The sequence below is a fragment of the Arthrobacter gyeryongensis genome (genome assembly GCF_039543785.1).
In the GTDB taxonomy this organism is placed as follows: Bacteria; Actinomycetota; Actinomycetes; order Actinomycetales; family Micrococcaceae; genus Arthrobacter; species Arthrobacter gyeryongensis.
In genome coordinates this window covers 1-13,957 of sequence record NZ_BAABKK010000030.1, presented here as the reverse complement: position 1 = coordinate 13,957, position 13,957 = coordinate 1, and the positions used below count along the sequence as shown (strand labels likewise).

Genomic DNA, 13,957 nt, shown 5'->3' with positions numbered 1-13,957 from the left:
CGGCGCGAGGCCGCCGGGCATCGGATGTCAGAGTCGAAGGAGCGCAGCAATGCAGGATCCATCAGCCGGCCACCTGGCCACCCAAGCAACGTCGTCGTTCATTGAGCATCTGCAACGCTCCAGGCCTGAACTCCTTCCCTTTAGTCAAGCCCTGCCCGCAGGACAGATTCCCCCGGTGCCCCACGCCACAACGATCGTCGCCCTCAGTTACCCGGGCGGCGTCCTGATGGCGGGGGATCGGCGTGCCACCATGGGCAACGTGATCGCCAGCAGGCACATTGAGAAGGTCTTTCCGGCCGACGAATACTCCGTCCTGGGAATTGCCGGTACCGCTGGCCTTGCCATCGACATCACACGGTTGTTCCAGGTGGAACTGGAACACTACGAAAAGATCGAAGGCACGCTGCTCAGCCTGGACGGCAAGGCCAACCGGCTTGGAGCCATGATCCGGGGAAACCTGCCGATGGCCATGCAAGGTCTGGCAGTGATCCCGCTCTTCGCGGGCTTCGACCAGGCAGCCGGCGTGGGGCGGCTTTTCTCCTACGATGTCACCGGCGGACGGTACGAGGAACTGGAGCACCATTCGGTCGGCTCAGGTTCCGTCTTCGCACGTGGCGCCTTGAAGAAGCTGTGGCGGCCGAACCTCACCGAAGACGAGGCTGTCGCCGTCGCGGTTGAAGCCCTCTATGACGCCGCCGACGACGACTCCGCCACCGGCGGTCCGGACCCGGTCCGGCAGCTCTGGCCGGTGATATACACCGTCAACCGCGCCGGTGCCCGGCGGGTGCCGGAACGGGAGCTGGCGGCGATCGCTGGCGCCATTGTTGAATCGCGAACAGTAGCCGGACGGGAGGCCTGAGATGACCCAGCAGTTTTACGTTTCACCCGAACAACTGATGAAGGACCGCGCGGATTTCGCGCGGAAGGGCATCGCGCGCGGCCGTTCCGTCGTCGTGATCAGTTGCGCTGACGGCATCGCGCTCGTGGCGGAAAACCCGTCGCCGTCGCTCCACAAGATCGGCGAGATTTACGACAAGATCGCGTTCGCCGCCGTGGGGAAATACAACGAGTTCGAGAGCCTTCGGCAAGCGGGTGTCCGCTACGCTGACGTCCGCGGCTATTCATACGATCGCGAGGACGTCACTGCCCGCGGTCTGGCCAGCGTCTACGCGCAGAGCCTTGGAGCCGTCTTCACGGCGGAACAAAAGCCGTTCGAAGTTGAACTTGCGGTTGCAGAGGTCGGGCACACGCAGGCCGAGGACCATCTCTATCGGCTGACCTTCGACGGCTCGATTGCCGACGAGCACGGTTTTGTGGTGATGGGCGGCTTGGCCGAGCAAGTAGCCGAGACGGTAGCCCGCGGTTGGAAGGCTGACCTTGACCTGGCCGGTGCACTGAGGCTGGCCGTCAAAGCCCTGGCTACGGACAAGGAAGTGGACGCTCTTCCCGGCACCGCCGTCGAGGCCGCAGTGCTGGACCGAAGTCCGGAAAGCGGGCGCGGATCCCGGCGGGCCTTCCGGCGGCTCAGGGCAGAAGAAATCACGCAGCTGCTGGCAGGGGAGGCCTGAAATGGACAAAAGGATATTCGGAATCGAAACGGAGTTCGGAATTTCGTATTCGAGCCCGGACTCACGGCCATTGGCTCCCGAGGAAGTCGCCAGGTACCTCTTCCGTAAAGTAGTGAGCTGGGGACGTTCCTCAAATGTCTTCCTCACCAATGGCTCACGCCTGTACTTGGATGTCGGCTCGCACCCGGAATACGCCACCGCGGAATGCGACGACCTCGCGCAGCTGATCGCCCATGACCGGGCCGGGGAGCTGATTCTCGATGACCTCGTTGATGAAGCACAGGCTCGGCTTGCGGCGGAGGGATTCAACGGAACGGTCTACCTGTTCAAGAACAACACCGATTCAGCCGGCAATTCCTACGGCAGCCACGAAAACTACCTGATTCCGCGGCGCGGCGAGTTCTCGCGCCTCGCCGAGATCCTCATTCCCTTCCTCGTCACACGGCAGCTCATTGCCGGTGCGGGCAAGGTCCTGAAGACACCCCACGGAGCCACGTTCGCGTTCTCCCAGCGTGCCGACCACATTTGGGAAGGCGTGTCCTCCGCGACGACGAGGTCCCGCCCCATCATCAACACCCGTGACGAGCCGCACGCCGATGCCGAGTTCTTCCGCCGTCTGCACGTGATCGTCGGCGATTCCAACATGTCCGAGACCACCGCCCTGTTGAAGGTGGGGACGGTGGATCTGCTCCTGCGCATGATTGAGGCCGGAGTGATCATGCGGGACATGCGCATGGAGAACCCCATCCGCAGCATCCGGGAAATCTCGCATGATCTCAGCGGCAAAGCCTTGGTGCGCCTCGCCAACGGCAGGCAACTGACCGCACTGGACATCCAGCGTGAGTACCTTGCAAAGGTCACCGCCTTTGTGGCGTCGAACGGAGCCCACAATCCACACGTACCGCTCATCCTGGATCTGTGGGAACGGACGCTGGACGCGATCGATAGCGGAGACACCAGCGGAATCGACACGGAAGTGGACTGGGCCATCAAGAAGAAGCTGATGGACGGGTACATGCGTCGCCATGGAATCGGCCTCGATTCCTCGCGGATCGCGCAATTGGACCTCACGTATCATGACATCTCGCGCAAGCGCGGACTCTTCTTCCTGCTCCAGTCCCGCGGCGCGGCGCGTCGCCTGGTTGCCGACACGGACATCAAGGATGCCGTGGATGCGCCGCCGCAGACCACCCGGGCAAAACTCCGCGGCGACTTCGTCCGGCGCGCACAGGAACTCGGCCGCGACTACACCGTGGATTGGGTCCATCTGAAGTTGAACGACCGCGCGCACCAGACGATTTTGTGCAAGGATCCCTTCCGTAGCGTCGACGAAAGAGTGGATGCCCTCCTGGACTCGATGAGCTGACTCCCAGCTTCACCAGCTACTCTGGAGGTTGGCCTTTTAACAGGCCTCTACGCGCATGGCCGAGCCTGGCCCGTCCATGCCCTCCTTTTGCCCCGACGAAAGTTCAATTTGTGCGACGTCTACTAGCAATTCTTATCCCCGGTCTCTTGCTGATTACCGCCTGCGGCGGAAGTCCGGCACCAACAGCGACCCCGGAGCCCACCAGTCAGTCCGCCGGCGAAGTCGCCAAGCTGGATTCCCTCAAGGTCTCCGACAATGGAGACAAGAAGGCACCCGGCTTGGAATTCAACAAGCCGCTGGACGTGACGCAGCCGACCATCAAAATGGTCAGCGACGGCACCGGCGACAAGGTGAAAGCCGGACAGGTGGCGCAGATCACCTACATTGCCGTCGACGGCAAGGACGGCAAGACTCTCGAAGACACCTTCCCGACAGGGTCCCAGCCCGTCGAGCTGAACGACCAGCTCAAGACCGGCAGCGCTGTGCTTTACAACGCGCTGGTCGGTGCGAAGGTGGGCGCTGACATCGCTTTCGCCGTTCCGGGGACTCCGGCGTCGGCTGAAGCGGCCGCAACGTCATCCCAGCTGGTGGTCTTTAAGGTCACTGGCGTCAAGGACGCAGTCAAGCCGCTGGCCAAGCCCGAGGGCGATACCGTTACTCCGCCCGCCGGACTCCCCTCGGTCAAGGTCGATGACAAGGGAATTCCGCAGATTTCCGTCGACGGCGCGAAGGCTCCGGAGGCCCTCGTCTCGCAGGACCTCATCAAGGGCAAGGGCGCGGTCGTCAAGGAGACAGACACCCTGACGGTCAACTACGTCGGCGTCACCTTGGCTGACGGCAAGAAGTTCGACTCCAGCTATGACAAGGGCCAGACCGCCAGCTTCGCGCTCAACGGCGTCATCAAGGGCTGGACGCAAGGACTTGCGGGCAAGACGGTCGGTTCCCGTGTCCTCCTGGTCATCCCCAAGAGCCTCGCGTATGGCGATGCCGCCGCAGGCCAGGGCCAGCCCACGGGCGACCTCGTCTTCGTCGTCGACATCCTGGGCGCCCAGTAGCCTTCCGAAAAATTCCGCAACACCGTCCCTATCACATTGAGGAGTACCTATGTCATTTGGTCAGCGCGATTACGACCGCACCAAGCCGGAGATCGACTTCCCGGAGGGCGACGTCCCCACGGAACTTGTTATCAAGGACATCGTCGTCGGTGACGGCGCAGAGGCCAAGGCCGGCGACACCGTCTCGACCCACTACGTTGGCGTTGCCTGGTCCACCGGCGAGGAATTCGACGCATCATGGGGCCGAGGCGCACCGCTGGACTTCCGCGTGGGAGTCGGCCAGGTCATCCAGGGTTGGGACCAAGGACTCCTTGGCATGAAGGTCGGCGGCCGTCGTCGCCTCGAGATCCCCTCCGAGCTTGCCTACGGCTCCCGTGGCGCCGGCGGGGCCATCAAACCCAACGAAGCCCTGATCTTCGTGGTGGACCTCGTGGCCGTCCGCTAGGTTTCGCAGCAAAGGAAGGCGCGTGTGCAGCCGGAGAAATCCGGCCGCAGACGCGCCTTCCGCCTTTACCGGAGGAATTTAGTAACGTAGCAAGCGTGTCCGCATCACGAACCGAACGACTCCTGAACCTCCTGATCGCCCTCCTGAACACGAAATACGGGCTGTCCCGGGCCGTCCTCAGGCAGAAGGTCTATCACGACGCCGGCGACAGCGACGTCGCGTTCGGACGCATGTTTGAACGGGACAAGGCAGAATTGAAGCGGTTTGGCTTCGACATCGAAACCCTCCTCGACCACGGGTTCGGCTCGGACGATCCCGCTTCGACCCGCTACCGCATCGGCAAGGAATCCAATCGCCTGCCGTATGTACACCTGACCCCGGCCGAGGGCACGGTATTGCTGCTGGCTGCGCAGCTATGGGAACGTGCGGCGCTCGGCTCAGCCGCTGCAAGCGCGCTACGGAAGCTGCAGGCTTCCGGCGACCTTGCCGACGTCGAACTCCCCGCCGGCGTCCAGCCGCGCATCAAGCCGGCCGGCCAGGCCTTTGACGACATCATCGTGGCCATGAACGGCCAGCACGCGGTGAGTTTCGGCTACCGTGCCGCGAGCACCGGCAAAGACGAACGCCGCATGGTAGAGCCTTGGGGCCTCGGGAGCCGGTTCGGCCAGTGGTATCTGGTGGGCTTCGACAGGGGCCGGAACGCGAAACGTTTTTTCCGGCTGTCCCGGATGACGAGCGACGTTCATGTTGAGACCGGGTATCACTGTGAGATACCCGCAGGGTTTGATACCCGCGCTGAACTGGACAGCCTCAGCGAACTTCCCCTCCAGGAAGCCCACCTCGACGTCGCCGAAGGCCGTTTGCTGGGTCTTCGCAAGCGCGCGACCAGTGTTACCGGGGCCAGCGGCGCCAGCGGCTTCCAGCCGGGCAGGGACCGCCTCTCTGTGCCGTTCCGGGACAGTGAGCTGCTCGCCGAAGAACTGGCCTCCTATGGTCCCCACGTGCTTGTGGCCGGACCTGCCGAACTGCGCGACGCCGTGATCCGGCGCCTTGAAGCTGCCGCCGCGTTCGGCTCGAGCCCCGCCGTCGAGATCCGCTTTTCCGGCGCCGGACCGGCGCCGCGGGCGCGCAAGCGGACCTCGGAAGACCAACTCAATCGCATGCTCCAGCTGGTCCCGTTCCTCGTCCACAACCAGGGCCTGCCCATCCAGGAGGTGGCAGACCGTTTCGGTGTCACCCGTGAGGAACTCGTCGACGACCTGAAGATCCTGATTTGCTCCGGCCGCCCCGAAGGCTATCCGGATGACTTGTTCGATATCGATTGGGAAAACGAGCACGTCTACATCCGCGAGCACCTCGAACTCAACCGGCCCATCGGCTTCAGTGTCGATGAGGCTTGCGCCCTGCTGACGGGCTTGGCGACCCTGGGCGGACTTCCCGCCCAGGCCGGAATGTCGGAGGACGAGCAAAGCGGAGCCCTGGAGTCGGTGACCCTGAAGCTCACTGGCGCGGCGGGGGAGGCCGGCCGTCTGGCGGCGGCCGTCGCCGGCCCGCCCGTCACCCCGGCCGAGGCCGGACCGTTCGACACGATCACCCGGGCGATCCAGTCGGGTCACCAATTGCGGCTTCGCTACCTGTCACAGCAACGCGACTCGGTTTCCGAGCGGGACGTCGACCCTTTCCGGCTCTATTCCTTGGACAACACCTGGTACTTCGAGGCGTACTGCCATAGCAAGGCCGGGCTGCGGAACTTCCGCCTCGACCGCATCGAGGAGGTCGCCCCCAACGGCCGTCCGGTTTCCAAGAGTGCGGGCGCCGAGGAAGGCGTCCCGGTGAAGCTGTACACGCCGAACGACGACGACGTCGTCGTTGTCCTCCAATTGACGCGGCAGGGCGTCGGGCTGGCGGATGACTATTATGCGGATCGGACGGCAGTGCTCCCGGACGGCGGCTTGCTCGCCGAGGTGCGGTTCGGAAACGCGGACTGGTTGCCGATGTTCGTTGCGCAGCATGGCGGTGCTGCCCGTATTTTGCAGCCCGCAGAGCTTGCCGACGCCTCGGCGGCCTGGGTGGCTGCCGCGCTTGCCCAATACAAGCAATGAAGGCTGGTTAGACTACTCAAATGCCTTGGTGGTCCTGGATCCTTTTATGGCTCGCGCTGATTGCGGTGTCGCTGCTTTGCTATGTCCTGATGGGCGTCCGGCTTTTCCGGAAGTTCATGGCCACGGTGCACGAATTGAGTGCCGCAGGGGAGCGGCTAGGTCACCGCCCGCACCTTCCCGAGCGCGCCGACGACGACGGCGATGCATCGGCGAAAGTGTTCGGCGCGGCCGTTTTTGCCTCACCGGAACAGATGCGTCATGATTACGTGACGGCCAAGGCCTCCCGCCAGGAAGTGCGTCGCCAAAAGCGCGTTAAGCGCAAAGCGGAACGGGGTCAACCCCAGTCTCTGCACGACATCGATTTCAGTTAGACGTAGGATGTATTCCAACGAAAGGACTTCCCGTGGGACGACTATTTGATGGCCCTTGGCCAATTGTCATTATCATCATCGTGGCCCTGCTGCTGTTCGCGGCACCCAAGCTGCCTGCCATGGCCCGCAGCCTCGGCCAGTCGATGCGCATCATCAGATCCGAAGTCAAGGAAATGAAGAACGACGGCAAGCCGGCGGCCAAGGACGACACGGACCCCGTTGAAGGCAAAGTGGTCAACCACCCCGAAGCGAACAAGAGCGGCAACGACACTGACGTTCCGCCTGCAACCCGTAGCTAAGCAGTAGTGGCAACGAAGACGGGCCGCAAAGCCAACCCCGAAGGGCGGATGGCGCTCCTAGACCACCTGAAGGAGCTTAAGAATCGGCTGATCAAGTCTGCTATCGGCGTTCTCCTAGGCGCCGTGGCAGGGTGGTTCCTCTATGAGCCCGTAGTCAACAGCCTGTCGGATCCGTTGATTAAGATCGCCGAGGAGACCAAGCGAACCGCGGTACTGAACTTCGCGAGCGTAGGGGATCCTTTCGACTTCAAGCTACGCATTGCCATCCAGATCGGCTTGGTGCTCTCGAGCCCCATCTGGATCTACCAGGTCTGGGCCTTCATTACTCCCGGCCTGACCAAGAAAGAGCGCCGCTACACGCTCGGGTACATGGCCGCGGCGGTGCCGTTGTTCCTGGTTGGCGTGTATGTCGCATGGACGGTCATCCCGAACGTGGTGCGCGCACTGCTGCAGTTCACGCCACAAAACGGCGCCAACAACATCGACGCATCCCAGTACCTGACCTTCGCCACGCATATGCTTCTTTTCCTCGGCATCGCCTTCCTGGTGCCGGTGGTGTTGGTGGGCGTCAACATGGCGGGCATCTTGAGCGGCAGGACCATCCTCAAGGCCTGGCGCATCACGGTCTTCCTCGTGTTTGTCCTGGCAGCCGTTGCCGCGCCCGGTGCGGACGCGCTGTCAATGTTCATGCTCGCCGGTCCGCTCTTGGTGCTCTTCTTCGCCGCGATCGGACTCTGCATGCTGAACGACAAACGTCGCGCACGCCAGCAGTCGAAGATTACCGCCGAGACGGAAGCCACAGCCGACGTCGCCACACCTGCCTCCGATCTGGAGAATCTGTAGTCTCGCGGCCATTAGGCTTGAAGCATGTCCTCCAATTCAGGGGCCCTTTCGCCCTCAGAAGCCTTTCAAGCCGCAGCGCAACGGAGTGCTGAGTCGAAAACCTATCTTGGCACTTTTGCCCAGTCACTGGAGTTCGAGCTTGACGACTTCCAGCGCGACGCGTGCCGTTCGCTCCAGGAAGGCAAGGGAGTGCTCGTGGCGGCGCCCACGGGGGCCGGGAAGACAATCGTCGGCGAGTTCGCCATCTACCTGGCGCTCGAACGCGGGCTCAAGGCGTTTTATACAACGCCCATCAAAGCACTAAGCAACCAGAAGTTCTCCGAGCTCTCGGCGAAGTACGGCGCCTCAAACGTGGGACTGCTGACCGGTGACACCACCATCAACGGCGAGGCTCCGATCGTGGTGATGACCACCGAGGTCCTCAGGAACATGTTGTACGCCGACTCGGACACCCTGGGGGACCTCGGCTACGTCGTGATGGACGAGGTGCACTACCTGGCAGACCGCTTCCGCGGTGCAGTCTGGGAAGAGGTGATCATCCACCTGCCCAGCGAAGTGCAAGTGGTTTCCCTCAGCGCCACGGTGTCCAACGCGGAAGAGTTTGGTGCGTGGCTGGACACAGTGCGCGGAGACACCGATGTGATTGTCTCCGAACACCGTCCCGTCCCCTTGTGGCAGCACGTTATGGTGGGGCGTGAGATCGTCGATCTCTTCGCCGGGGATACCAGCTTCGACGAGATCGCTCCCGAGGCGCCGGACGGCGAAGCACCGGCGCCGGAGGCAGTACGGGAGCCGGACCGGAACCCCCTGCAGAGGGAATTCGAGGTCAACCCGGAGCTATTGTCGATGGCCCGGGCGGAAAGCCAGATGAACTTCCGTGGCCGCTTCGGCCACGGCGGACGCAGCCGCCGCCGGCAGGACCGTCAACGTGACAACACTGCCAGCGAGCAGCGAAGCCCTGTGCGCAAGGCCAGCCGGCCCCAGATCATTGCGAGCCTGGACCGCCAAGGGCTGCTTCCCGCCATTACCTTCATTTTTTCCCGCGCCGGTTGCGACGGGGCGGTGGCGCAGTGTGCCGCGGCCGGGCTGTGGCTGACCACAGAGCGGGAACAACAGATCATCGCGTCCCGGGTGGATGAGGCGAGCCGCGAGATTCCCGCAGACGACCTCGATGTCCTGGGGTTTTGGAGCTGGCGCGACGGCCTGCTTCGCGGGCTCGCGGCGCACCATGCCGGGTTGTTGCCGACCTTCAAGGAAGTCGTCGAGAAACTCTTCGCCGATGGCTTGGTGAAGGCCGTCTTTGCCACGGAGACCCTCGCCCTGGGCGTCAACATGCCGGCCCGCTGCGTTGTCCTGGAGAAGCTCGACAAGTTCAACGGCGAAGCGCACGTCAACATCACCGCGGGGGAGTACACCCAGTTGACCGGCCGTGCGGGAAGGCGTGGAATCGACGTCGAAGGCCACGCCGTCGTCCTTTGGCAACCGGGTACTGATCCTGCCGCCGTCGCCGGCCTCGCTTCTCGGCGCACCTATCCGCTCAATTCAAGCTTCCGCCCTACGTACAACATGAGCATCAACCTGATTGCCCAGTTCGGTCGGCCGAGGGCACGGCAAATCCTCGAATCGTCGTTCGCCCAGTTCCAGGCGGACCGTTCCGTGGTGGGGCTGGCCCGGCAGGTTCGAAGCCGCGAAGAGTCGCTGGCCGGTTACGCGGAGTCCATGAAGTGCCACCTGGGCGACTTCACCGAGTACGCGAAGCTTCGGCGCGATCTCAGCGACGCCGAGCAATTTGCCTCGAGGAGCACGTCCCGGGCCCGCAAGTCCCTGACCGTGGACTCCCTCTCCCGGCTTATGCCCGGTGACATCGTCAAAGTTCCGGGCGGACGCACGCCGGGTTACGCCGTCGTGCTCAACGCCGATCCCGACTCGCGTGAACCGCGTCCCGCGGTCCTCACGGAAGACAACCAGCTCCACAGGATCGGTGCCCACGAAGTCGAAGGTCCGGTCGCGCCCGTGTCCTGGATCCGGATTCCGAAGTCCTTCAACGCGAAGCTGCCCAAATCCCGTCGTGATCTGGCATCCGCCATGCGGAATGCCGTGCGGGAGGGGCGTCCGCCGGCCCGTGGCACGAACCGGAGCGAGGACTTCGGCCGTGCCCGGTACATGCCGGACCAGGAAAAGAAGATCGCAGACCTCCGCCGGGCATTGCGCGCCCATCCTTGCCACGGCTGCAGCGAACGCGAGGACCATGCCCGCTGGGCCGAGCGTTGGTGGAAGCTTCGCCATGAGACCGACGGGCTGGTCCGGCAGATCCAGGGCCGCACCAACACGATCGCTAAGACCTTCGACCGTGTGTGCGATGTCCTCGCCGCCTACGGTTACCTCCAGACGTCCGACGCCGGCCATGTCACGATCAGCGCGGACGGCCAGCGCCTGCGCCGCATCTACGGCGAAAAGGATCTGCTGATCTCCCAATCCATCCGCCAAGGGGCCATCAAGGACCTCGATGGCGCCGAGCTGGCTGCGCTGGCGAGCACGATGGTCTACCAAGCCAAACGCGATGATCGCGGCCTGCGGCCCAAAATGCCGTCCGTTTCCCTCGAAACATCCGTGGACATCGTGGTGCGTGAGTGGTCCGCGCTCGAGGACATCGAGGACAAGAACAGGCTGCCGTTGACCGCCGAGCCTGAGCTCGGCCTCGTCTGGCCCATCTTCAAATGGGCGAAGGGCCGCCATCTTCAAGAGGTTCTCAGCGGCACCGACCTCGCCGCAGGTGACTTCGTGCGCTGGGCGAAGCAGGTCATAGACCTGCTGGACCAGATGGCCAAGATTCCAGGTCTTGAACGACGCCAAACCAAGATGTGCCGCGAAGCGATCGATTTGGTCCGCCGCGGCGTCGTCGCGTACTCCAACGTCTCCTGACACACCACAGATTCCCAGCAAGGAGCATATCCATGACCCATTCAGGCGCGCCCGCCGAAACCCGGCCCCGCAAGGTCACGATGTACCGGAACGGCTCCGTCTATACAGCAGCCGATCCCTTCGCGAGCGCAATGCTGGTTGACGGAGACACTGTTGCCTGGGTTGGTTCGGAGCAAGCAGCCACGTCGATCGCCGATTCTTCGATGGAAATCATCGATCTCCGGGGGGCGCTGCTGGCGCCCGGTTTCGTAGACTCCCACATGCATCTCACGGAGACCGGAATTGCTTCCGATTCCCTCCAACTGAGCAGGGTACGCTCGGCACGGGAACTGCTCGACGCCGTCGCCCTGGCCGCCAAGGCACTCGGAACCACCGGCGTCGTACTTGGTCACGGTTGGGACGAGTCGGTGTGGGACGAAAAGACGCTGCCCACGCCGGAGGAGCTCGACCGCGCCGCGGGCGGGCGCAAGGTGTACCTGGCGCGCGTGGATGCGCACTCTGCCCTTGCCTCATCCTCCTTGGCGTCCGCGGCGGGACTGGACGGCCTTGATGGCTACGATGGTTCCGCGCACGTCCTGAGGGCCGCCCACACCGCTGCGCGGCTGGTCGCCCGGCAGTTCCCCAACGCCGAACGCCGCCGTTACCAGGAACTGGCTCTTCGCGAGGCTGCGGCCAACGGTTATGTCGCCTTGGCCGAAATGGCGGCCCCGCACATTTGCAGTGCAGACGACCTTCGGATGTCTTCGTCGTGGAACTCCGCGTCGTGGAACGAGGGCGGCATGGGCGTCCCCGGAATTCTTCCCTATTGGGGCGAACTCGCCACATCGGCCGAGCAGGCCTCTGCCATCCTGGACGGCTTGGGGGTGCCCCTTCTTGGCCTGGCGGGGGACTTGAACATCGATGGTTCCATCGGTTCGCGAACGGCTGCCCTCAGCGCAGACTACGCCGACGCTCCGGGCCACCGCGGAAGCCTTTACATCTCGGTCGACGAAGCTGCCGGCCACATTGCGGCCTGTTCGGCGCTCGGTATCCAGGCAGGCTTCCACGTCATTGGCGACGCGGGACTGAAGACGGCACTGGATGCCTTTGACCTTGCCGCGTCGGAGGTGGGGGAGCAGCGGGTCCGTGCCGCCGCGCACCGCCTCGAGCATGTGGAAATGGCCGACGCCGGCGATCTCGCCCGGCTTGCGAAGTATTCGATTACGGTGAGCGCACAGCCGGCCTTCGATGCCGCCTGGGGCGGCGCAGGGAAAATGTACGATCAGCGTCTGGGGGCGCGAAGCGTGGCCATGAACCCTTTCGCTTCGTACTACTCCACCGGCGTGCCGGTGTGCTTTGGAAGCGATAGTCCGGTCACCCCGTTGCGCCCATGGTCCAGCGTCAGGGCATGCTTGGAACACAGCAATCCGGATCAACGCATTTCGGCACGGGCAGCTTTCCTCGGGCACACCCGTGCCGGTTGGCGGGCCGGCCAGGAGCGCAATCCGCTGATGGGTCAATTGGTTCCCGGGGCCCCTGCAAGTTTTGCGGTGTGGGAAGTTGAAGAGCTGATGGTGCAAGTCGCTGATGACCGCGTCCAGTCGTGGTCCACCGATCCACGCGCACGGACGCCGCTCCTCCCCGCGCTGGACAGTGGTAGCGATCCCGCTTGCCTGCAGACTGTGCGCGAAGGCCAGGAGATCTTCGCGAGTGAAAATTTGCGGTCATAGTTGCAGGCGGTTTTGCTGGTCCTGGAGGCCCCTGACCTGCGTGTATGGACAAAGCCCCAGCTCAGGCGGCGCTTGACAGGATTTGTGAAGTCCGTAGCATTTAGGGTCAACAGGCTTCCACAGGGAATACCTGGTTGTCTGGCCGCGGTGGGGTCCGCTGCCAAAAACAGTCATCGGACCCGTTTTCCAAGACCGTGGCACTCGTAGTGGGCAGGTCCACTGTGCCGCAGAAAACGGTTCGGCCTCGAGGTCAACACGCGGGCCGGCACTGGACCTGGGCGAGTGGACCTGCCCGCGACCAAGCACGACCCGTGTGGTGGACGCCACAGGTGGCCCTAGGTGCGGCAAGTTGTCGTTCTATAATGGAGAGTTGCGCCTGAATGCCAGCCACGCTGCTGCTCCGGCCGACTGACCGCTCCATCAAGGAAAGGCCTCTTCTTGCGTGTCCTGACGATCATCCCCACGTACAACGAGCTGGAATCGCTACCCAAGACCCTCGGACGGCTGCGCGCGGCTGTGCCCGCGTCCGACGTCCTGGTTGTCGATGACAACAGCCCTGACGGCACGGGACAGCTCGCCGACAGCATCGCAGCCGAGGATAGCCAGGTCCATGTCCTGCACCGCAAGGGCAAGGAAGGCCTTGGAGCCGCGTACATTGCCGGATTCAAATGGGGCCTGGCGGCCGGCTACGACGTCCTCGTCGAGATGGACGCCGATGGTTCGCACCAGCCCGAGCAACTTCCGTTGCTGCTGGACGCGATCAACGACGGCGCCGACCTCGCCATGGGTTCACGCTGGGTTCCGGGTGGCGGCACGGTGAACTGGCCGCTCTATCGTCAAGCGATTTCGCGCACGGGAAGCACCTATGCCCGGCTCATGCTTGGCTTGAAGATCAAAGACATCACCGGCGGCTACCGTGCGTTCCGGCGCAGCACCCTTGAGGCGCTCAAGCTGGACCAGGTGGAATCGGTTGGCTACGGCTTCCAGGTGGACCTGGCGTGGCGGGTCGCCAAGCTTGGCTTGAAGATCGTCGAACGCCCGATCACGTTCGTTGAGCGCGAGCTCGGAGCCTCCAAGATGAGCGGCAACATTGTTGTTGAGGCCATGATCAACGTCACCAAGTGGGGGCTCGCCTCGCGCTGGGCCGCTTTGACCGGAAAGAAGACCCCGGTCTCAAAGTAGGTCCAACAGAAAAGGCCGGGTCCGCGCTGAACTGCTCCCCGAAAGTTGGACTGGCTAAGTAAGATCCTAAGCCGCGAGGGCCTGGGCACGGTATT

At 63.5% G+C, this 13,957-nt stretch carries 12 protein-coding genes; all 12 read left to right on the top strand.

The genetic code is table 11. From position 1 onward, the window contains the following. Positions 1-49 precede the first annotated feature (49 nt). The 12 genes from prcB to ABEA18_RS19030 all read left to right on the top strand — a co-directional run bounded on the left by prcB (position 50) and on the right by ABEA18_RS19030 (position 13,862). Complete coding sequence (gene prcB, locus ABEA18_RS19085) at positions 50-859, top strand: proteasome subunit beta (protein ID WP_345451776.1); 810 nt, start codon at positions 50-52, stop codon at positions 857-859. A gap of 1 nt (position 860) precedes the next feature. Next, on the top strand, positions 861-1,568 hold the full coding sequence (gene prcA, locus ABEA18_RS19080; protein WP_345451774.1) for a proteasome subunit alpha: 708 nt from the start codon (positions 861-863) through the stop codon (positions 1,566-1,568). Between the two features lies 1 nt (position 1,569). After that, the gene (gene pafA / locus ABEA18_RS19075) at positions 1,570-2,934 is read left to right on the top strand and encodes a Pup--protein ligase (RefSeq protein ID WP_078108903.1); all 1,365 of its coding nucleotides are present in this window, start codon (positions 1,570-1,572) and stop codon (positions 2,932-2,934) included. A 110-nt stretch (positions 2,935-3,044) separates the two neighbouring features. Further along, complete coding sequence (locus ABEA18_RS19070) at positions 3,045-3,989, top strand: FKBP-type peptidyl-prolyl cis-trans isomerase (protein ID WP_345451772.1); 945 nt, start codon at positions 3,045-3,047, stop codon at positions 3,987-3,989. Between the two features lie 49 nt (positions 3,990-4,038). After that, positions 4,039-4,434 (top strand): FKBP-type peptidyl-prolyl cis-trans isomerase, encoded by a 396-nt coding sequence (locus ABEA18_RS19065; RefSeq protein WP_345451770.1) that lies wholly within the window; start codon positions 4,039-4,041, stop codon positions 4,432-4,434. A gap of 95 nt (positions 4,435-4,529) precedes the next feature. Next, positions 4,530-6,536, top strand: a complete 2,007-nt coding sequence (locus tag ABEA18_RS19060) for a helix-turn-helix transcriptional regulator (RefSeq protein ID WP_345451768.1) — start codon at positions 4,530-4,532, stop codon at positions 6,534-6,536. Positions 6,537-6,556: 20 nt separating this feature from the next. After that, positions 6,557-6,907: a hypothetical protein gene (locus ABEA18_RS19055; protein ID WP_345451765.1), complete on the top strand. Its 351-nt coding sequence runs from the start codon at positions 6,557-6,559 to the stop codon at positions 6,905-6,907. A gap of 32 nt (positions 6,908-6,939) precedes the next feature. Continuing rightward, positions 6,940-7,206, top strand: a complete 267-nt coding sequence (gene tatA, locus ABEA18_RS19050; RefSeq protein WP_236810992.1) for a Sec-independent protein translocase subunit TatA — start codon at positions 6,940-6,942, stop codon at positions 7,204-7,206. Between the two features lie 48 nt (positions 7,207-7,254). Then, entirely contained in the window at positions 7,255-8,049 is a 795-nt protein-coding gene (tatC, locus tag ABEA18_RS19045) for a twin-arginine translocase subunit TatC (protein WP_345452203.1), read from the top strand. A 24-nt stretch (positions 8,050-8,073) separates the two neighbouring features. Beyond that, positions 8,074-10,971: a DEAD/DEAH box helicase gene (locus ABEA18_RS19040; RefSeq protein ID WP_345451763.1), complete on the top strand. Its 2,898-nt coding sequence runs from the start codon at positions 8,074-8,076 to the stop codon at positions 10,969-10,971. A 32-nt stretch (positions 10,972-11,003) separates the two neighbouring features. Next, complete coding sequence (locus ABEA18_RS19035) at positions 11,004-12,680, top strand: amidohydrolase (RefSeq protein WP_345451761.1); 1,677 nt, start codon at positions 11,004-11,006, stop codon at positions 12,678-12,680. 438 nt (positions 12,681-13,118) lie between these two features. Continuing rightward, positions 13,119-13,862 carry a polyprenol monophosphomannose synthase gene (locus ABEA18_RS19030; RefSeq protein WP_345451759.1) on the top strand — a complete coding sequence of 248 codons (744 nt, stop codon included), beginning with the start codon at positions 13,119-13,121 and terminating at the stop codon, positions 13,860-13,862. The last annotated feature ends 95 nt before the right edge of the window (positions 13,863-13,957 follow it).

Bases quoted from the DNA above. Each gene is read 5' to 3' on its own strand.
- prcB (WP_345451776.1), top strand. From the start codon at position 50: ATGCAGGATCCATCAGCCGGCCACCTGGCCACCCAAGCAACGTCGTCG.
- prcA (WP_345451774.1), top strand. From the start codon at position 861: ATGACCCAGCAGTTTTACGTTTCACCCGAACAACTGATGAAGGACCGC.
- pafA (WP_078108903.1), top strand. From the start codon at position 1,570: ATGGACAAAAGGATATTCGGAATCGAAACGGAGTTCGGAATTTCGTAT.
- ABEA18_RS19065 (WP_345451770.1), top strand. From the start codon at position 4,039: ATGTCATTTGGTCAGCGCGATTACGACCGCACCAAGCCGGAGATCGAC.
- ABEA18_RS19055 (WP_345451765.1), top strand. From the start codon at position 6,557: ATGCCTTGGTGGTCCTGGATCCTTTTATGGCTCGCGCTGATTGCGGTG.
- tatC (WP_345452203.1), top strand. From the start codon at position 7,255: ATGGCGCTCCTAGACCACCTGAAGGAGCTTAAGAATCGGCTGATCAAG.
- ABEA18_RS19040 (WP_345451763.1), top strand. From the start codon at position 8,074: ATGTCCTCCAATTCAGGGGCCCTTTCGCCCTCAGAAGCCTTTCAAGCC.
- ABEA18_RS19035 (WP_345451761.1), top strand. From the start codon at position 11,004: ATGACCCATTCAGGCGCGCCCGCCGAAACCCGGCCCCGCAAGGTCACG.